Source organism: Pseudomonas batumici (assembly GCF_036585405.1).
GTDB classification, from domain to species: domain Bacteria; phylum Pseudomonadota; class Gammaproteobacteria; order Pseudomonadales; family Pseudomonadaceae; genus Aquipseudomonas; species Aquipseudomonas batumici.
Genome location: NZ_CP144470.1, coordinates 326,687 through 347,249, shown reverse-complemented (window position 1 = coordinate 347,249; position 20,563 = coordinate 326,687). Strand labels below are relative to the sequence as shown.

Here is a 20,563-nt window from a genome sequence, read left to right as displayed (position 1 = left end):
AAATTGAACTCACATAACGATAGTCTCGACCAGTTGAAACGTGCCGCACTGCTGCGCCTGCTCAAGCAGCGCGGCGCCACGCGGACCGTCGATACCGCCCCTGACGACATGGTTGCCGTGGACCGCGAAGGTCCGCTGGCGCTGTCGTTCGCCCAGCAACGCCTGTGGTTCCTCGATCAGTTGGACCCGACGGCCAGCGCCGCCTACCACATGCCGGCGTCGTTGGTGCTGCGTGGCAGCCTTGACCAGGGCGCACTCAAGGCCGCCCTGGATCGCCTGGTGGCCCGCCATGAAAGCCTGCGCACCACCTTCCGCCGTGACGGCGAGCAGCCGGTGCAGGTCATCGCCCCGGCCGACTGCGGCTTCAGCCTGGTGCAGCACGACCTGCGCCACCTGCCCCGGGAACAGGCCGAAGAACAGGCGGCCCAGCTGAGCGAGCGCGAAGCGACTGCCCCTTTCGACCTGCTGCACGGGCCGCTGATCCGTGGCAGCCTGCTGCGCCTGGCCGACGATGAACACCGGCTGCTGATCACCCAGCACCACATCATCTCCGATGGCTGGTCGATCGGCGTGCTGGTCAAGGAATTCGCCGCGCTGTACCAGGCGTTCAGCACCGGCCAGGCCGATCCCCTGCCCGCCCTGGCCCTGCAATACGCCGACTACGCCGCCTGGCAACGCCAACACCTGGAGGGCGAACGCCTGGGCCAGCACGTGGAGTTCTGGCGCAGTCACCTGGCCGGCGCCCCGGCCCTGCTGTCGCTGCCCACTGACCGGCCACGGCCGGCGGTGCAGAGCTACCGTGGCGAGACCCTGGGCTTCGACCTGCCGGTGGCACTGTCCGGCGCCATCACCCGCTTCGCCCAGTCCCGCGCGGCGACCCCGTTCATGACCCTGATGGCGGCCTGGGCCGTCCTGCTGGGCCGGATCAGCGGCCAGCAGGACGTGGTGATCGGCACCGTGACCGCCAACCGCGACCGCCAGGACGTACAGGCGCTGATCGGTTTCTTCGTCAACACCCTGGCCCTGCGCGTGCGCCTGGACGCCAACCCGACCCTCGACCAGGTGCTGCAACAGGTCAAGGAGCTGATGCTGGAGTCCTCCAGCCGCCAGGACACGCCGTTCGAACAGATCGTCGAAGCCCTCAAGCCGCCGCGCAGCGCCAGCTACAGCCCGGTGTTCCAGACCATGCTCTACACCAACGCCGGCGGTGCCGGCGGGCAGTTGCAACTGCCGGGGCTGAGCCTGGAGTTCCTGCCGTCGCACAAGGACAACACCCAGCACGACCTGTCGTTGCATATCGACGAAGGCGGCCCGAGCCTGTCCTGCAGCCTGTCGTACTCCACAGCGCTGTTCGACGCCAGCACCATCGAACGCCTGGCGGCACGCTTCGAGCGCCTGCTGCGCTGTTTCACCGAAGCCCCGCAAACCCGCATCGGCGCCCTGGAGCTGGACCCGGCCCTGGCCCTGCCCGAGGTCAGCGCCCTGGCGCCGGCCCCGGCACGGCTGCCGCTGTCCTATCACCAGGAACGGATCTGGTTCGTCGATACCTTCGAAACCGGCTACCTGTACGAGGCCAACCCGGTCTACCACAACGTCGCCCTGCTGCTGGAGCTGTGCGGCGAACTGCAGGTCCCGGCGCTGCAAAGCGCCCTCGACGGGCTGCTGGCGCGCCACGCCATCCTGCGCTGCCGGGTGCATTCCGACGGTGCCAGTGCCTGGCAGAGCTTCGACGGCCCCGCAAACCTGGTGCTGGAGCAGTTCCAGGGCACCTTGGGCGATATGCGCGCCCTGGCCCTGGCCGAAACCCGCCGCCCGTTGGACATGAACGGCGGCAGCCTGGTGCGCGCCAGCCTGGTTCGTGCTGATGAGAAAAACGCCGTGCTGGCCCTGGCCGTGCATCACCTGCTGGCCGACCGCACGTCGATGCAACTGATCAAGCGCGACCTGCTGGCCCTCTATGAAGCCGCCTGCGCCGAGCGCGAGGCCGCGCTGCCGGCGCTGGCCCTGGGTTACGGCGACTTCGCCGCCTGGCAACGCCAGTTGCCGGCCGCCGTGCGGGAGAACCTGCGGGCCTACTGGAGCTATCAACTGCGCGGCAAGCTGCAAGCCCTGGAGCTGCCGCTCAATCGACCACGGGCGGCGGTCCACGTCTTCAGCGAAGCCACCCATGAGTTCGTCATCGAGGCGGCGCTGGTCAAACGCCTCGGCGACCTGGCCCGGGAGGTCGGTGTCAGTGCCGACAGCCTGGCCCTGAGTGCTTTCACCGCCCTGCTGCGGCGCTATGCCGGGCACGATGAATTGGTGATCGGCACCACGGCGGCCTGCCGCGAACCGGCCCTGCAAGATGTGGTCGGGCCGCTGGACAACCTGCTGGTGATCCGTGGCGCCTGCGACAGCGAGACCACCCTGCAAGCCCTGCTGGAACAGACCGCCGGTACCCTGGCTGACGCGCAGCGACATCGGCACATGCAGTTCGACCAACTGGTCCTGGCCCTCAACCCGGCCAAGGACATGAGCCGCACCGCGCTGTTCGACGTGCTGTTCAACTTCCAGCAGGCCGGCGACAGCCGCACCTTGATCGCCGGGCTTGCGGTCAACAACCTGGAAACCAACCTGGGCTACGGCAAGAACGACCTGCACCTGCTGATCAGTGCCGACGCGCAACAATGGAACGGCCACCTGGCTTACAACGCCGACTTCTTCGACCCTGAATTTATCCAGCAACTGATGCTTCATTACGTGCGCTTGCTGCAGGCCTTTGTCGAGACCCCGCAACAGCGGGTCGACGACGTTGTCCTGCTGGATGCGGCCGAGCGCCAACGGCAGATCCTCGACTTCAACGACACCGAGGCGGCCTGGCCCGACAGCCTGACCCTGCACCAGATCTTCGAGGAGCAGGTCCGCCAGACCCCGGACAATATTGCCGTCAACCTCGGCGAGGAACGCCTGAGCTACCGCCAGTTGAACGAACAGGCCAACCGCCTGGCCCATCGTTTGCGCGCCGCGGGTGTGCAGCCGCAAGACCTGGTGGCCATCGTCCTCGACCGCTCGCTGGCGATGATCGTCGCCACCCTGGCGGTGCTCAAGGCCGGTGCCGCCTATGTACCGATCGATCCGGCATCACCGGCTGAGCGTATCGCCTATGTGCTTCGCGACAGCGGCGCACGCAAGGCCGTCGCCCGCCAGGACATGAGCCCGGCGCTGCTGGCGCTCGGCATCGAGGTCTTCGCCCCCGAGTCGACCGAAGCGGCGCGTAACAATGCCGAGGGTGCGACCAACCTGCCCAACGTCAACGCCCCGGATCATCTCTGCTATGTGATCTACACCTCGGGTTCCACCGGCGAACCCAAGGGTGCGCTGCTGGAACACCGCAACGTCGTGCGGCTGATGCACAACAATCGCTCGGAGTTCGCCTTCAATGCCGAGGACGTCTGGTCGCTGTTCCACTCCAACGCCTTCGACTTCTCGGTCTGGGAGATGTACGGCGCCCTGCTCCATGGTGGCCGCCTGACCCTGGTCCCCGAGGCCCTGCGCCGCGATCCGGCAGAACTGCTGGATTTCCTCGAGCGCGAGCAGGTCAGCGTGCTCAACCAGACCCCGTCGGCCTTCCTGCAGCTCAGCGCCGCCGCCCTGGCCCGCGACGATGTGCGCCTGGAACGCCTGCGTTATGTGATCTTCGGCGGTGAAAGCCTGGAGCTGGGCAAGCTCGACGCCTTCCATCAAGCCTTCGGCCATGTGGCGCTGGTGAACATGTACGGCATCACCGAAACCTGCGTGCACGTGACCTACAAGGCCATCGAGAGCGCGGATATCGCCGCCGGTATCTCCAACGTCGGCCGGCCGATCCCGACCACCGTGGCCTATGTCCTCGACGCCCAGCAGCGTTTGCTGCCAATCGGCGTGGCCGGGGAAATCTGCGTCGGCGGCCTGGGTGTCGGCCGTGGTTACCTGAACCGCCCACAACTGAGCGCCGAACGGTTCATCGCCGACCCGCTGCGTCCCGGCGAGCGCCTGTACCGCTCCGGCGACCTGGGCAAACTGCTGGACAACGGCGAGATCATCCACCTGGGCCGGATGGACGCCCAGGTGAAGATCCGTGGTTTCCGTATCGAACTGGGGGAAATCGAGGCCAAGCTGCTGGCCTGTGACGGCGTGCGCGAAGCCCGCGTGCTGGCCCGCGATGACGCCAGCCAGGGTAAGCGCCTGATTGCCTATCTGATCGCCAAGCCCTCGGTACGCCTGGAAGTGGCGGCCCTGCGCAAGCAACTGGGCGCCACCCTGCCCGACTACATGATCCCCAGCGCCTTTGTGACCCTCACGGCCTACCCGCTGACCGGCAACGGCAAGCTGGACCAGGACGCGCTACCGGCACCGGACCTGGACGCCATGTCCGAGCGCGGCTACACCGCACCGGAAGGCGCCACCGAACAGGCCCTGGCGCAGATTTTCCAGGAACTGCTGGGCCTTGAACGGGTGGGCCGTCACGACGGTTTCTTCGAACTCGGCGGCCACTCCCTGCTGGCCGCGCAACTGGTTTCCCGGGTGCGCCAACAACTGGGCGGCGAGATGATGCTGCGCCAGCTCTTCAGCCATCCGACCGTGGCCGAACTGGCGCGGGTGGTCGGCGGCCTGCAAACGTCGGAGACCGACAGCATCGAGCCGATCGAGCGCAGCGCGCCGTTGGCGCTGTCCTTCTCCCAGCAACGCCTGTGGTTCCTCGACCAGCTCGATCCCGGCGCCAGCAGTGCCTACCACATGCCGATGTCGCTGCTGCTGCGCGGCGATCTCGACCGGGACGCGCTCAAGGCCGCGCTCGACCGCCTGGTGGCGCGTCATGAAAGCCTGCGCACCACCTTCGAACGCCACGGCGAGCAACCGGTGCAGATCATCGCCCCGGCCGACTGCGGTTTCGCCCTGGCCGAGCAGGACCTGCGCACACTGTCCTACGAACAGGCCGGCCTCAGCGCCTCGCGTATCGGCAACAGCGAAGCCACGGCGCCCTTCGACCTGCGCCAGGGTCCGCTGATTCGTGGGCGTCTGCTGCGCCTGGCCGATGACGAGCACATCCTGCTGATCACCCAGCACCACATCATCTCCGACGGTTGGTCGGTGGGGGTCCTGGTCAAGGAATTCGCCGCTCTTTACCAGGCCTTCAGCCAGCAACAGGACGACCCGCTGCCGGCCCTGTCGATCCAGTATGCCGACTACGCCGCGTGGCAGCGGCGCACCTTTACAGGTGAGCGCCTGGCCGAGCAAGCCGAGTTCTGGCGCGGGCACCTGGGCGGTGCCCCGGCGCTGCTGTCCTTGCCCACCGACCGCCCCCGCCCGGCGGTGCAGAGTTACCGTGGCGGCGACGTAGCGGTGCAGATCGACCCGGTGCTGCGCGAGCGCCTGGAGCGCTTCTGCCAGGCTCACAACATCACCTTGTTCATGGCGCTGCTCAGTGCCTGGTCAGTGCTGATGGCGCGCCTGGGCAATGAACGCGATGTGGTGATCGGCGTACCGACGGCCAACCGTGGTCGTACCGAAACCGAAAACCTGATCGGCTTCTTCGTCAACACCCTGGCCCTGCGCGTGGACCTGAGCCAGAACCCGAGCGTGGAACAACTGCTGGAACAGATCCGCCAGACTACCCTGGCGGCCCACGAACACCAGGACATTCCGTTCGAGCAAGTGATCGAGGCCTTGCAGCCGCCGCGCTCGCTGAGCCACAACCCGCTGTGCCAGGTCGCCCTGTCGCTGGACAATACCCCGGCGACCGTCGAGCTGAGCCTGCCGGGGCTGAGCCTGGTGCCCGTGGCCCAGGCCCATGAAACCGCGCAATTCGACCTGATGCTGACACTGGGCAACACGGACGGCTCGCTGGCCGGGGTGATCGAGTACGCCAGCGACCTGTTCGACCGCTCGACCGTGGAGCGCTTCGCCCAGCACTTCCAGATCCTGCTCGAAGCGATGGTCGCCGATGTCACGCAACCGGTGCTCGGCTTGCCATTGCTCAGCCCGGCACAGCGCCAGGCCTCGCCGGCGCTGCTGCCGCCGAAGGCGGTTTTCGCCGTGGAGCAACTGATTCACCAGCGCTTCGAAGCCCAGGCGGCGAAGCATCCGCAACGCACCGCCCTGGTCTTCGGCGAACAGACGCTGACTTACCAGGCCCTCAACCGCCGCGCCAACGGCATTGCCCGCGCCCTGCTCGCCCAGGGGGTGCGCCCCGACGATCGGGTGGCGATCCTCGCCCTGCGCGGCGTCGACATGCTCTGCGCGGTGCTGGCCGTGCTCAAGGCCGGCGCGGCCTACGTGCCGCTGGACCCGGCCTACCCGACCGAACGCCTCGGCTACCTGCTGGACGACAGCGCCCCGGTAGCGCTGCTGGCACAGTCGGCCTGCCTCGACGCCCTGCCGGCACACAGCGTACCGGTCCTGACCCTCGACGAACTGAACCGCGAAGACGCCGCCAACGACAGCGCTCTGGACCTGAACCCGCAAGCCGGTGACCTGGGCCTGGCGCCACAGCACCTGGCCTATGTCATCTACACCTCGGGTTCCACAGGCTTGCCCAAAGGCGTGCTGGTGGAACACGGCAACGTCGCCCGCCTGTTCGATGCCACCGCCGGGCTGTTCGACTTCGACCACAACGACACCTGGACGCTGTTCCACTCCTTCGCCTTCGACTTCTCGGTCTGGGAAATCTGGGGTGCCCTCAGTTACGGCGGCAAGCTGGTGATCGTGCCGAGCGACGTGGCCCGTTCACCGGATGACTTCTACGCGCTGGTCTGCCGGCAGCAGGTCACGGTGCTGAACCAGACGCCGAGCGCCTTCCGCCAGTTCATCGAGGCCCGCGCCCGCAGCGAGGAGGACCACGCGCTGCGCGAAGTGATCTTCGGCGGCGAGGCCCTGGACTTCCGCAGCCTGCGCCCTTGGACGGCCACCACTCCACTGTCGCGCACGCGCCTGGTGAACATGTACGGCATCACCGAGATCACCGTGCACGCCACCTACTACCCGGTCAGCCAGGCCGAGATCGACACCGCCGCACCGAGTCTGATCGGCCCGGCGCTGCCGGACCTGTGCCTGCGCATCCTCGATGACTACCTGCAACCGGTGCCGGTGGGGGTCAATGGCGAGATCTACATCGGTGGCGCCGGCGTGGCCCGGCATTACCTGAACCGTGACGCGCTGAACGCCGAACGCTTTATCGCCGACCCGTACTCCGATGCACCAGGCGCGCGGCTCTATCGCACCGGCGACGTGGCCCGTTACCGCACCGACGGCGGCGTGGTCTACGTCGGCCGCAATGACTCGCAGATCAAGATCCGTGGCTTCCGTATCGAACTGGGTGAAATCGAGGCGCAACTACTGGCCTGTGCCGAGGTCCGTGAAGCCCTGGTGATCGTGCGTGAGGACCAACCGGGTGACAAACGCCTGGTGGCCTACCTGATCGCCGAAGACGGCTGCGCCCCCGAGTCCTCGGCCCTGCGCAGCCAACTGGCCGGCGTGCTGGCCGAGCACATGCTGCCGAGTGCCTTCGTGACCCTGACGGCCTGGCCGCTGACCACCAACGGCAAGCTCGACCGCGCGGTCCTGCCGGCACCGGACCTGTCCGCGGCGGTGAGCCGTGACTACGAAGCGCCGCTGGGCGAGATCGAAATCACCCTGGCCGGTGCCTGGCAGGAACTGCTTGGCGTTGAACGCGTCGGTCGCCAGGACCACTTCTTCGAACTCGGCGGTCACTCCTTCCTGGTCATCAGCCTGATCGAGCGCCTGCGCCAGGCCGGCCTGCAACTGGATGTACGCACGGTGTTCTCGGCGCCGACCCTGCAGGCCATGGCCACCGTCCTCGCCGGCGGCAGCAGCGCCGAACGGGTGGTCCCGGCCAACCTGATTCCCGCCGATTGCACCGCGCTGACCCCGGACATGTTGCCGCTGGTGACGCTGAGCCAGGCGGAGATCGAGCAGATCGTCGCCGATGTGCCCGGTGGTGCCGGCAATGTGCAGGACATCTACCCGCTGTCGTCCTTGCAGGAGGGCATCCTCTTCCACCACCTGCTGCAATCCGAAGGCGACGCCTACCTGATGCGTACCGTGGTGACCTTCACCACCCGCGCGTTGCTCGACAACTTCCTGGCCGCCGTGCAGGTGGTGATCGACCGCCATGACATCCTGCGTACCGCCCTGCGTTGGCAAGGCCTGCCGCAACCGGTGCAGGTGGTCCATCGCCGGGCACAGCTGCCGGTAGTCAGCCTGGACAGCGTGCCCGGTGAAGACGCCTTGCAGATGCTGCGCGAGCGTACCGACACCCATCACCTGCGCCTGGACCTGCAACAGGCGCCGCTGATCGCCGCGTACGTCACCTACGATGCCCAGCGCGAACAGTGGCTGCTGGCATTGCTCGACCATCACCTGGTCAGCGACAACGTCACCCTGCGCCTGATCATGCTGGAGATCCAGGCGGTGCTGGCCGGCCAGGCCGACAGCCTGCCGCCGTCGCAGCCGTATCGCAATTTCATCGCCCAGGCCGCCAGCGTTTCCCAGGCCGAGCATGAAGCCTACTTCCGCCGCCTGCTGGCCGATGTCGACGCCACCACCGCGCCTTATGGCGTGCTGGATGTGCGCGGCAACGGTGCCGGCATCCAGCGCGCGGTGGAGCACCTGGGCGAAGACCTCAGCGCCCGGGTCCATCGCAGCGCGCGGGTCCAGGGCGTGCCGACCTCGGTCCTGTTCCACGCGGCCTGGGGCCTGGTGGTCGCGGCCACCAGCGGCCGCGACGACGGGATCTTCGGCACCGTGCTGTCGGGGCGCTCCCAGGGCACCACCGGTGCCGACCATGCGCTGGGGATGTTCATCAATACCCTGCCGATGCGCATTCGCCTGCAACACCACAGCGTGCGCGACATCGTCCAGGACGCCTACCAGCAGCTCAGCGAACTGCTGACCCACGAACAGGCGCCGCTGGCCCTGGCCCAGCGTTGCAGTGCGGTGGACGCGTCGTTGCCGTTGTTCACGGTGATCCTCAACTGCCGTCACGGCGACCTGGTGAATGCCTCCGGGGAGAACGTCGAGGACATGGGCGAGCATGAAGGCATCCACTTCATCGCCTCGGAAACCCGCACCAACTACCCGATCGAAATCGCCGTGGCTAACGTGGCCGGCGGGTTCTCCCTGACCGCGCAATCCATCAGCGGCATCGATCCACGACGCATCGCCGCCTACCTCGGCCAGGCCGTTGCCGAACTGGTCGACGCCCTTGAGCAGGATCCGTCACGCCTGGCCGCCAGCCTGGAAGTGCTGCCTGAAGCCGAGCGCACGCTGCTGCTCAACGGCTTCAACAACACCGCTACGGACTTCGGCCCGGCCGAGCCGATCCATGCCCTGTTCGAAACCCAGGTCCGCGCCAACCCCGACGCTGTGGCCCTGGTCTGCGAAGACCGGCAACTGAGCTACCGCCAGCTCAACCGTCGCGCCAACCACCTGGCCCGCCAGCTGCTGGCCCTCGGCGTGCAGCCGGACGAGCGTGTAGCGATCTGTGCCGAACGCAGCCTGGAGATGATTGTCGGCCTGCTCGGTGTGCTCAAGGCCGGGGCCGCCTATGTGCCAATCGACCCGGCGCATCCCGCCGACCGCATGGCCTTCATGCTGCAGGACAGCCAACCGCGTGCCCTGCTGACCCAGGCCGCGTTGTCGCTGCCGTCTGGCGACACGCCGCTGTTGCTGCTCGACACCGCCGAGTCGCTACGCGCCGCCGACGATCAGGCCTTCGACGCTAACCCAGTGGTTCCAGGCCTGACACCCGAAAACCTGGCCTATGTCATCTACACCTCCGGTTCCACCGGCCAGTCCAAGGGCGTGATGGTCGAACACCGTTCGGTGTTCAACTTCTGGCAGGTGCTGACCCGCACCACCCACCAGCATTGCCCGACACCGGCCACCGTGGCCCTCAACGCCGGGTTCTTCTTCGACATGTCGATCAAGGGCATCTCGCAGCTGTTCTCCGGCCACACGCTGGTGATCATCCCGCAACTGATCCGTGCCAGCGGCAGCGAATTGCTCGACTTCCTCGAACAGCATCAGGTGCACGCCTTCGACTCGACCCCGTCGCAGCTCGATACCCTGCTCGCCGCCGGTCTGCTGGAACGCCGCAGCTACCAGCCGGTCAGCGTGCTGCTGGGTGGTGAAGCGATCAACGCCAGCACCTGGGAAAAGCTGCGCAACTGTCCGACCATCCACTTCTACAACATGTACGGCCCCACCGAATGCACGGTGGACGCCACGATTGATCTGATCCGTGACCTTGGCGAAAAACCGAGCATCGGCCGACCGTTTGCCAACGTCCAGGTGCATGTCCTGGATGCCCGTGGCGAACCGGCCCCCTTGGGCGTGGCCGGGGAAATTCATATCGGCGGAGCCGGTGTGGCCCGGGGTTACCTCAACCGCGATGAGTTGAGCGCCGAGCGCTTTATCGCAGACCGGTTCTCCGCAGTACCGAACGCCCGTCTGTACAAGACCGGCGACCTGGGTCGCTGGCTGCCCGACGGCACCCTGGAGTACCTGGGCCGCAATGACTTCCAGGTGAAGATCCGCGGTTTCCGGATCGAGCTGGGAGAAATCGAGAACGCCCTGCTGGCCGTTCCGGGTATCCGCGAAGCAGTGGTGATCGCCCGCGACGACAGCCAGGGCGAGTCGGACAACCAGCGCCTGGTCGCCTATGTCTGCGGCGAGCCGGTGCCGGCCGAGCAACTGCGCAGCGCCCTGCTGAGCGGGCTGCCCGAGTATATGGTGCCCAGCGCCTTCGTCCATCTGGACGCCCTGCCGCTGACCGCCAACGGCAAGCTCGACCGCCGCGCCCTGCCCGCCCCGGGGCAGGATGCCCTGGCCAGCAAGGCCTACGAGGCGCCGCAAGGCGACACCGAAGAGGCCATCGCCGAGATCTGGAAAGGCTTGCTGCACCTGGACCAGGTCGGCCGCAACGACGGTTTCCTGGAGTTGGGCGGCCATTCGCTGCTGGCCGTGCAGTTGCTCTCGCGACTGCGGCGCAAGCTCGGCGCGCGGATCAGCCTGCGTGAGCTGTTCGACGCACCGACGGTGCGGGGCCTGGCCGCGCTGGTCAACGCCACGGCGCCGAGCGCGGCGCAGTCGATTCCGCTGGCCAACCGATCGGGCCGGCTGCCGCTGTCGTTCTCCCAGCAACGCCTGTGGTTCCTCGATCACCTGGATCACGCGGCCGGTGCCGCCTACCACCTGCCGATGGCCTTGCGCCTGACCGGCACGCTAGACAAGGCGGCCCTGCAAGCGACCCTCGATCGCCTGGTGGCGCGTCACGAAACCCTGCGCACCCGCTTTGAACTGGTGGACGGCGAGCCGCTGCAGAAAATCGCCCCGGCCGATACCCGCTTCCCACTGGTGCAGCAGGATCTGCGCGAACTGCCGGCCGAAGAGCGCGAGGCGACATTGGCGCGCCTTGGCCAGGACAATGCGACGCAACTGTTCGACCTGAACCAGGGACCGCTGCTGCGCGGCCAGCTGCTGCAACTGGCGGAGGCCGAGCATGTGCTGCTGATCACCCTGCATCACATCGTCTCCGACGGTTGGTCCAACAGTGTCCTGGCCCATGAGGTGAGTGTGCTGTACAGCGCGTTCAGCCAGGGTCACAAGGACCCGTTGCCGGCCCTGGCCCTGCAATACGTGGATTACGCCGCCTGGCAGCGGCAGTCCCTGGACGGTCCGGCGCTGCAGGCACAGGTCGACTTCTGGCGCCAGCACCTGGAAGGCGCGCCGAGCCTGCTGAACCTGCCGCTGGATCGTCCGCGCCCGGCCATCCAGAGTTATGCCGGCGGGATCGTCAACTGCGTCCTTTCCCCAACCTTGAGTCGCGATCTGCGAGCGTTCAGCCAGGCCCAGGGCAGCACGCTGTTCATGGTGCTGCTGGCCGGCTGGTCGGTGCTGATGAGCCACCTGAGCGGCCAGGCCGATGTGGTGGTCGGTACGCCGGTCGCCAACCGCCAGCGTCCGGAGCTGGAACCCTTGATCGGCTTCTTCGCCAATACCCTGGCACTGCGCGTCGCCACCGGCCGCGACACCCGGGTGAGCGAGATGCTGGGACGCATCAAGGAACTGACGCTGGCGGCCTACAGCCATCAGGACCTGCCGTTCGAGCAGGTGGTCAGCGCCTTGCAGCCAACCCGCAGCATGAGCCACAGCCCGTTGTTCCAGGTGATGCTGAGCCTGGACAACACGCCACCGGCGCCGTTGCAACTGCCCGGACTGCACGTGGAGTCCCTGGACAGTGCCCACCGCACCACGCAGTTCGACCTGTCGTTGTCGCTGGTCGACACCGGCGAACGTATCGGTGGCAGCCTGCAATACGCCAGCGATCTGTTCGACACCGCGACCGTGGAGGCCATCGCCGGGCTGTTTGCCAAGGTCCTGGAGAACCTGGTGGCCGACGCCCGGCAGTCGATCGCTCAACTGCTGGAGAACACCCCGGCGTTGCCGCGTTCGGCCCATGCCGTGGTGGTCCCCGCCGCTGCCGAAGAGGCGCAGCCCGAGGCACAACCTTACGAAGCGCCCCAAGGCGACACCGAAATCGCCATCGCCCACCTCTGGAAGGACCTGTTCAAGCTCGAACAGGTCAGTCGGCATGACGACTTCTTCAGCCTGGGCGGCATTTCGCTGATGGCCGTGCAGATGACCTCGCGCTTGCGCAAGATCCTCGGCAAGCCGATCGCCGTGCGCGATCTGTTCGTCGAACCGACCATTGCCGGTTTCGCCCGAGCCCTGGACGGCCAGGCGCGCCCCGGTCAGCGCAGCAACCTGGTACCGATCCGCCGCACGGGCTCGGAACGGCCGCTGTTCCTGGTCCATCCGCTAGGTGGCGAGGTGCAATATGCCCGCGATCTGGCCCCTGTGCTGGATCCCCAGGTGCCGATCTACGGCTTGGCCGCCAGTGGCCTGGTCGCCGGTGAAACACCGTTGTCCGATGTGGCAGCCATGGCGACACGCTACCTGGCGGCGATTCGCCAGGTCCAGCCGCAAGGGCCCTACCGGATCGCCGGCTGGTCGGCCGGCGGCCTGATCGCCTATGAGATGGCCCGTCAACTGCAGGCCGGCGGTGAGCAATTGGCGTTCGTCGGCATCATCGACGCCTCGGCACGCCCTGGGCCGGCGGTGCCGGAATCCTTGAGCGAGGGACAATTCCTGATGGCCTGGCTGCCCGAGCAGGTCGATCCCGAGGTGCTCCGGCAACTGAACGGGCTGGCGCAAGAGAATGCCATCGAGGCGATGCTGGCGCTGTGCATGGAGCACGATCTGCTTCCGGAGGAACTGCCCCGGGACGTCGACGCTGGCTTGCTGCGCAGCCATCTCGCCGTGGCCTACGGGATACGCCTGGCCATTGGCGCCTATGTCAGCCCGCCCGCCCCGCTCGAGGTGACGCTGTTTACCGCCAATGGGCAGGAACGCAGCGACCCGCTGCTGGGCTGGGGCGCGCTGCTGGAGGCCCCGATCCGCGTCACGGCGCTGCCCGGGACCCATAACACGCTGGTCAAGGCCCCCCACATCAGCGCACTGGGCCAGGCGATTTCCCAGGCACTGAAGGACGGTACCTCGTCATGAACTTTATGAAGAAGTGCTTTTCATTCTCAAAAAAAAGTGTCAATTAAGCATCTCCTGGTCAGACCTGTAGGATGTCCCTGTTTTCCACTACAGACTTTTCCCACATAACTGAGCTTAATTATCACTACTGACTGAATCGTTTATGTGAAGGGATTCACGGGTGATACCCGAATGTCCGGGTATCAAGACAAGAAATGGCTTGAGCGTCTCGGAGGGGACGGACGGATTTCGCCCCCTCCGACGACAGGATCGCAAGCGACTTCTGAATATGCAGGATCAGCATATGAACCAACAGACGAATGCTAGAGATGTAGAGAACGCCCACATTTACCTGGAACTGGGAAAACTGGTTTCCAGCGTCGGCAACGAGCAGTTCCTGGGCAACATGCACCAATTGATCAACGCCTCGGTGTCGGTCAGCCGGGTCGAACTCAGTGAATGGACCGTCGACGACACCCAGTCGGCCGTTGTCGATGTGCAGCTGCTGGGCTACGCCGGTCTTGAACTGAGCCCGCAAATGCAAGCGGTCTGCCCGACCAATGCCAAGCACCGCAACGACCATCCCCTGGTCAAGCGGGTGCTGGAGGTGGAGGACGCACTGCTGATCCACCTGAATGCACGGATGAAAAACGAAAAGGACAATAACTGCCTCGGCACGTCCCACCAGTGCAGCCTGATTTCGCGCAAGGCCAATCGCTGCTGTGTGATCTCGCTGCACCGCCCCCGGGTGGAGCGCGACTACTCCCTACAAGAGCTGTCCTTCTTGAAATACCTGTCGGAGACCTTGTTGCCCCTGGCGGAACGGCATGCCCGTGCCCATCGCCAATCCAGTGTCAAAAGCGCTGGAGGGACGACACCGCGCACCTTGATGGCCATGGAACAGACGCAGTTGCAACGCGAGTTCAATGAACGCCTGAGTGCCTGCGACGTCACCCTCTCGGCCCGAGAAAAAGAGGTCTGCCTGGGGTTGCTGGCCGGCGGCACCGTACCTGAGATCGCAGAAAAACTCTGCGTCAAGAACAGTTCCATCGAAACCTACCTCAAGCGTTCCGCCGCCAAACTGGGTGTCAGCGGGCGACATGGGTTGGCCAAGTGGATGATAGGAGCATCATGAACAAATCCCTGAGCCCCTGGCTGGTTGCGGCGCTGGCCTTGAACGGTTGCTCGCTGATTCCGGACTACCAGCGCCCGGCGTCGCCGGTCGCCGCGCAGTACCCGCAGACGCCCGCCTACGCGCCGGCCCTGTCGGGTCCGTTGGCGGCGGACATGGGCTGGCGTGAGCTGTTCCGCGACCCGACGCTGCAACAACTGATCGAAAGCGCCGTGGCCAACAACCGTGACCTGCGCGTGGCAGCCCTCAACGTCGAGGCCTATCAGGCGCAATACCGGATCCAGCGGGCCGACCTGTTCCCGGCGATCAGCGCCAATGGCACCGGCACCCGCCAGCACGTGCCGGCCAGCCTGACGCAAACCGGCAGCTCGGTGACCAGTGGCAGTTACTCGGCGACACTGGGCATCAGCTCGTATGAACTGGACCTGTTCGGGCGTATCCGCAGCCTCACCGACCAGGCCTCGCTGACCTACCTGTCCAGCGAAGAAGCCCGTCGCAGCACCCAGTTGAGCCTGGTGGCGAGTGTCGCCAACGCCTACCTGACGTGGCGCGCCGACCAGGAACTGCTGGCGTTGACCCAGAGCACCCTCGCCTCCTACGAGCAAAGCCTGCGCCTGACCGAACGCAGCCAACAAGTCGGCACCGCCTCGGCCCTGGCCCTGGCCCAGGCACAGACCTCGGTGGAAAGCGCGCGGGCCAGCCTTGCGACCTTCCAGCGCCAGGTCGCCCAGGACCTCAACAGCCTGACCTTGCTGGTGGGCACCTCGGTCGCGGACAGCCCTTCCAATCGCCCGTTGGCCTCCGAGTGGCTCGCCGAAGTACCGGCGGGCCTGCCTTCGGACCTGCTGCAACGGCGCCCGGACATTCTCCAGGCCGAATATCAGTTGCAGTCGGCCAATGCCAGCATCGGCGCCGCGCGCGCGGCGTTCTTCCCGAGCATCACCCTGACCGCCAACGCAGGCACCTCCAGCAATGAATTGTCCGGGCTGTTCAAGGGCGGTTCGGGGGGCTGGCTGTTTCAACCGCAGATCAATATCCCGATTTTCAACGCCGGCAGCCTGCGGGCGAGTCTGGATTACTCGAAGATCCAGAAGGATATCCGCGTCTCGCAATACGAGAAATCGATCCAGACCGCCTTCCAGGAAGTCTCCAATGGCCTGGCGGCACGCCAGACCTACAAGGCTCAATTGAAGGCACAGAACGATCTGGTGCAGGCCAACCAGGCGTATTACCACCTGGCGGAACGCCGCTATCGCATCGGTGTCGACAACAGCCTGACCTTTCTCGATGCACAGCGCTCGCTGTTCAGCGCCCAACAGACCCTGATCACCGACCGGTTGGCCCAACTGACCGCCGAGGTCAATCTGTACAAGGCACTGGGCGGTGGTTGGACGGAACGCAGCCAAAAAACCTTGTGAGATCACTGAAGATGGTCACATTCGAACCTGGTACACGTGTGCGACTTCGCTCGGGCGGCAAGATCATGGTGGTCCAGCACGGCTCGACCGCCTCCCATCTCCCCGATACCTTGCTGGTGCTGTGCGAGTACCGGGCCAAGAACCGGCTGGTGCAGGGCTTCTATTCCGCACGGGACCTGGTTCCCGCGCCCCGGGAGCCGATGCCGGCCTCCCTGGGCTAGTGGCGCTTCCCCCTCCTCCTTATCCGACCGGCATCGGCGTTGCTGCACCCGGCGCGACCTGCCGGGCCGGCGCAGCACCGGTGCTGGCGACAAAGTCCCCCTGGCGCAACAGCACCAGCGCGATCAGCGACACCACGCCCGTGCCGATGTAGAAGTACCAGGGTGAGGTGATGTCTCCGGTCAGCTTGATCAGCCAGGTCGAGATCAGCGGCGCGCTACCACCGAATACCGCCACCGGGATGTTGTACGCCACCGCGATGCCGGTCGAACGGATGCGCGTGGGCAGCAACTCGCTCATCAGCGCATAGGTCGACGAAGCATAGAGCCCGAAAAGGATCGCCACCGCCATCAACGGCCAGAAAAACGACGCCTGGGTGGCCGTCGGCGCCGACTTGAACAGCCAGTACATCGCCAGGGTGGCCAGGGTGCCCACCACCAGCAGGAACGGCTTGCGTCCGTAGCGGTCGGTAAACGCCCCGCCGAACGGCATGACGAAGGCTGCCGAGAAGCTGGAGACGAACACGTAGAGCAGGATCGTGCCGCTGTCGAACTTGAGAATGCTCGACATGTAGGTCGAGGCAAAGGTCAGCACCAGGTAAAAGATCGAGCTGTGCAGGGTGATGATGAAGAACACCAGGGCAATCGCCCGCTTCCACTGCCAGACTTCCCGCAGCGGCGCCTTCGAGGTCTCACCGGCCCGCAGCAAGGCGAGGAACTCGGGGCTGTCTTCCAGCTTCAGGCGGATGTACATCGAGATCAGGCCCAGGGGCGCGGCCAGCAGAAAGGGGATGCGCCAGCCCCAGGCCTGCATCAGGTCGGCGCCCAATGCCCAGGTCATGCCGTTGGCCACCGCCCCGCCGAGCAACAGGCCGAGCACCGCCGTGACCATCAACCAGCAGGTGGCGAAGCCGCGACGCCCGGGCCCGGCGTACTCGGAAATGAAACTGGTGATGGTGCCGATCTCGCCGCCCGCCGAAAAACCCTGCACACAGCGAATCAACACCAGCAGGATCGGCGCGGCGATGCCGAGCGTCGCATAGGTCGGCAACAACCCCAGCAGGCAGGTGGAACCAGCCATCATCACCAGTGCCGCGATCAGGGTCTTGCGCCGACCGATCCGGTCCGCCAGCGGACCGAAGAACAGCCCGCCCAGGGCCGGATGAAAAAGCTCAGGGCAAAGGCGGCGAAGCTGGCGAGCAGGCTGGTGGTGGGGTCGTCGGAGACGAAGAACGACTTGCCGATATAGACGGCGAGAAAGCCATAGACACCGTAGTCGTACCACTCGATCAAGTGGCCGGATGTCGCACCGATAAACGCCCGACGCCGTTGCCGGGCCGGGTCTGTGTGTTGCATGCCCATGAGAGGGACTCCTGTCTGATGGCTATCCGTAAAAACGTTCGTCAGGGAACGCGGGTGTCATTGGCGCTGCTTTTCAACCACAGGCGCAGCTCGGTCTTGAGGACCTTGCCATAGCTGTTCCTCGGCAATTCGCTGCGAAAGACATACTTCTTCGGCTTCTTGAACGAAGCCATGCGTTCGACGAACCAGGCATTGAGCGACGACTCGTCGAGCGTCCCGGCAATCCGCGCAACCACGAACGCTACCACCGATTCGCCCCACTGTGCATCCCGTTCGCCCACCACGCAGACTTCAAAGACCCCGGGGTGCTGCGCCAGCACTTCCTCGACTTCCCGGGGGTAGACGTTGCAACCGCCGGAAATGATCACGTCCTTGGAACGGTCGGTGAGCGTCAGGTAACCGGCATCGTCGACAAAGCCCACGTCACCGGTCAGCAGCCAGCCGTCCACCAGGGTCTGGCGCGTCGCGGCCTCGTTGCGCCAGTAGCCTTGCATGACGGTGGGTCCGCGCACGGCGATTTCGCCCATCCGGCCGGGCGGCAGCGGCTTGTGCTGGGGGTCGAGGATGCGCACGTCCACGCACGACTGGGCCCGGCCCACGGACGCGGCCAGCGTGGCCCAGTCGGGGCGCTTGCGATCGGCGATCACCTTGCGGGACAAGGCGCTGATGGTCATCGGGCTCTCGCCCTGGCCATAGATCTGCACCAGCCGCGGCCCGAAGGTCTTGAGCGCTTCCTTCAGGTCCGCCAGGTACATGGGCGCGCCGCCATAGACGATGGTCTTGATGCCCTCCCCGCTATAGCCTTGACGACGGGCCTGCTCGACCATGCGCTTGAGCATGGTGGGCGCGGCGAACAGACTGACATTGCCCAGCCAGTTCGCCAGCCCGAACAGTTCGTCGGCCTGGAAACCACGGGACTCAGGGACGACATGGCGGGCGGCCCGGCGCACGTGGATGAAGTTGTAGAGACCGGCGCCGTGGGACATCGGCGCCGCATACACCACCGCATCCTCGGCGCTGACCGGGTCGACATCCACCGGATAGCACAGCGACATGGCCGTCAGGTTGCCATGGCTCAGCATCACCCCTTTGGAGCGACCGGTGGTGCCGGAGGTGTAGAACAGCCAGGCCAGGTCATCGGCCTGACGCAAACAAGGGGTCGCCAGCGCCGTCGAAGCGATCGACTCGAACGCGCCCATGTCCTCTCGATCCAGCTCTCGACAACCTGGCAGCGGGATATCGGGCGCGAACACCTCGCCACCATCGGTGAAAATCAGCCGGGCCTGGGCGTCGTCGACGATTCCGCTGACCTCGACGGGGTGCAGCTTGCAGTTGATCGGCACCGCCACGGCGCCGACCCACCAGATGGCGTAGAGCAGTTCGAGGTATTCGCAGCAGTTCTTCATGAACAGCGCGACGCGGTCGCCGGGGACGATGCCGTGCTCGTTGACCAGGTACGCGGCCCGGTGCCGGACCAGGGCGACGAAAGTGCCATAGTTGGCGACCTGCCGCAGCCCCTCGAACAAGGCCGGCTGCTCCGGGCAACGCAGGCCGGTATCTTCCAACCAGTTGGCGATATTCATCCTCAGCTCCTGCGTGCCTGAAGGACCGAGGCGTAGTTGGCGACCGCCATGCCGCCCATGTTGAACACCAGGCCGAACTCAGGATTCGCCGCGGCCAGGCCGATGGGCTCACCGGTCAGTTGCCGAAAAGCCAGGGCATGCATCGAGACCCCGGTCGCGCCCACCGGGTGGCCCTTGGCCTTGAGTCCGCCGGACAGGTTCACCGGCAGGCGGCCGCCCGGGCGCACGGTGCCGTCGTCCAGGGCCCGATGCCCCTCGCCCCGGGGCGCCAGGCCCATGGCTTCGTAGATCAGCAGCTCGGCGATGGTGAAACAGTCATGGACCTCGGCAAAGCCCAGGTCGCCCAGGGTCACACTGGCGCCGCGCAGGGCCGAGTGGATCGCGCGCTGCGGCCCTTCGAAGGCAAGGATGTCGCGGCGCGCGATCGGCAACACATCGTTGACCTGGGCCACCGAACGGATCAGTACCTCACGGCGAAACTGCCGGGCGCGCCTGGCCGAGGCCAGCACGATGGCCGACGCACCGTCGCTGATCAGCGAGCAATCGGTCAGGCGCAACGACGGCGCGACATAGGGATTGCTCTGGGAGACATTGTTGCAGTGTTCGAAATCCATCACCTTGTGCATCTGCGCCAGGGGATTGGCCATGGCGTTGGCATGGTTCTTCGCCGCGATAGCGGCCATGGAGGCCATGGGGCAGTGGTAGCGCTGGCGGTACTGCTGCGCGGCGAGGCTGAACAGTTGCGGGAAACTGAGCCCGGCCTCCTCGCTATCGTTCTGGTAACCGGCACCGGCCAGGGCCCGGGTGACCTCGGCCGTGGAGTTGCCGGTCATTTTCTCGGCGCCCACCACCAGCACCAGTTCGGCGGAGCCTGAGAGAATCGCGTTGATCCCCGCCTGGATGGCCGCAGAGCCCGAGGCGCAGGCGTTTTCACAGCGGGTAGCGGGCTTGAAGCGCAGCCCCGGGTCGGCCTGCAGCAGCAACGAGGCGGCAAACCCGTCCGGGACCATGCCCGAATTGAAATGCCCGAGGAACAGCGCATCGATTTCCGCAGCCTCTATCGCGGCGTCCGTCAGCGCCTGGCGGGTCACTTGAACGATCAGATCTTCCAGGGTGGAACCGGCAAGACGGCCAAAGGGCGAGTGGCCGGCCGCAACAATGGATACGCAATCATTCATCATGGTGATTTTCTTCTTGGTTTGAATCAGGCATTGATTACAATGGCGCACCGCCGGGATCGCTCGCCAGTTAGTACAATTACGTACT

The 20,563-nt window shown here is 65.9% G+C and carries 6 protein-coding genes and 1 pseudogene; 4 read left to right on the top strand and 3 right to left on the bottom strand.

Features of this window, described 5'->3' with window-relative positions; all coding sequences use genetic code 11:
• Positions 1-3 precede the first annotated feature (3 nt).
• The 4 genes from NUH87_RS01540 (at position 4) to NUH87_RS01525 (ending at position 16,355) form a co-directional block, all read left to right on the top strand.
• Positions 4-13,605, top strand: a complete 13,602-nt coding sequence (locus tag NUH87_RS01540; RefSeq protein WP_338524403.1) for an amino acid adenylation domain-containing protein — start codon at positions 4-6, stop codon at positions 13,603-13,605.
• A 283-nt stretch (positions 13,606-13,888) separates the two neighbouring features.
• On the top strand, positions 13,889-14,719 hold the full coding sequence (locus NUH87_RS01535; RefSeq protein ID WP_040066384.1) for a helix-turn-helix transcriptional regulator: 831 nt from the start codon (positions 13,889-13,891) through the stop codon (positions 14,717-14,719).
• Complete coding sequence (gene adeC, locus NUH87_RS01530) at positions 14,716-16,134, top strand: AdeC/AdeK/OprM family multidrug efflux complex outer membrane factor (protein WP_338524402.1); 1,419 nt, start codon at positions 14,716-14,718, stop codon at positions 16,132-16,134. The genes NUH87_RS01535 and adeC overlap by 4 nt, the downstream gene beginning before the upstream one ends.
• Before the next feature lie 11 nt (positions 16,135-16,145).
• Positions 16,146-16,355: a hypothetical protein gene (locus NUH87_RS01525; protein ID WP_338524401.1), complete on the top strand. Its 210-nt coding sequence runs from the start codon at positions 16,146-16,148 to the stop codon at positions 16,353-16,355.
• Positions 16,356-16,374: 19 nt separating this feature from the next.
• On the opposite strand, the pseudogene NUH87_RS01520 reads toward NUH87_RS01525, so the two are convergent.
• The 3 genes and pseudogenes from NUH87_RS01520 to NUH87_RS01510 form a co-directional block, all read right to left on the bottom strand.
• Positions 16,375-17,714, bottom strand: a pseudogene (locus tag NUH87_RS01520) (MFS transporter).
• Positions 17,715-17,755: 41 nt separating this feature from the next.
• Positions 17,756-19,297 carry a class I adenylate-forming enzyme family protein gene (locus NUH87_RS01515; RefSeq protein ID WP_338524400.1) on the bottom strand — a complete coding sequence of 514 codons (1,542 nt, stop codon included), beginning with the start codon at positions 19,295-19,297 and terminating at the stop codon, positions 17,756-17,758.
• Positions 19,298-19,299: 2 nt separating this feature from the next.
• Complete coding sequence (locus NUH87_RS01510; protein WP_338524399.1) at positions 19,300-20,478, bottom strand: acetyl-CoA acetyltransferase; 1,179 nt, start codon at positions 20,476-20,478, stop codon at positions 19,300-19,302.
• Between the last annotated feature and the right edge of the window lie 85 nt (positions 20,479-20,563).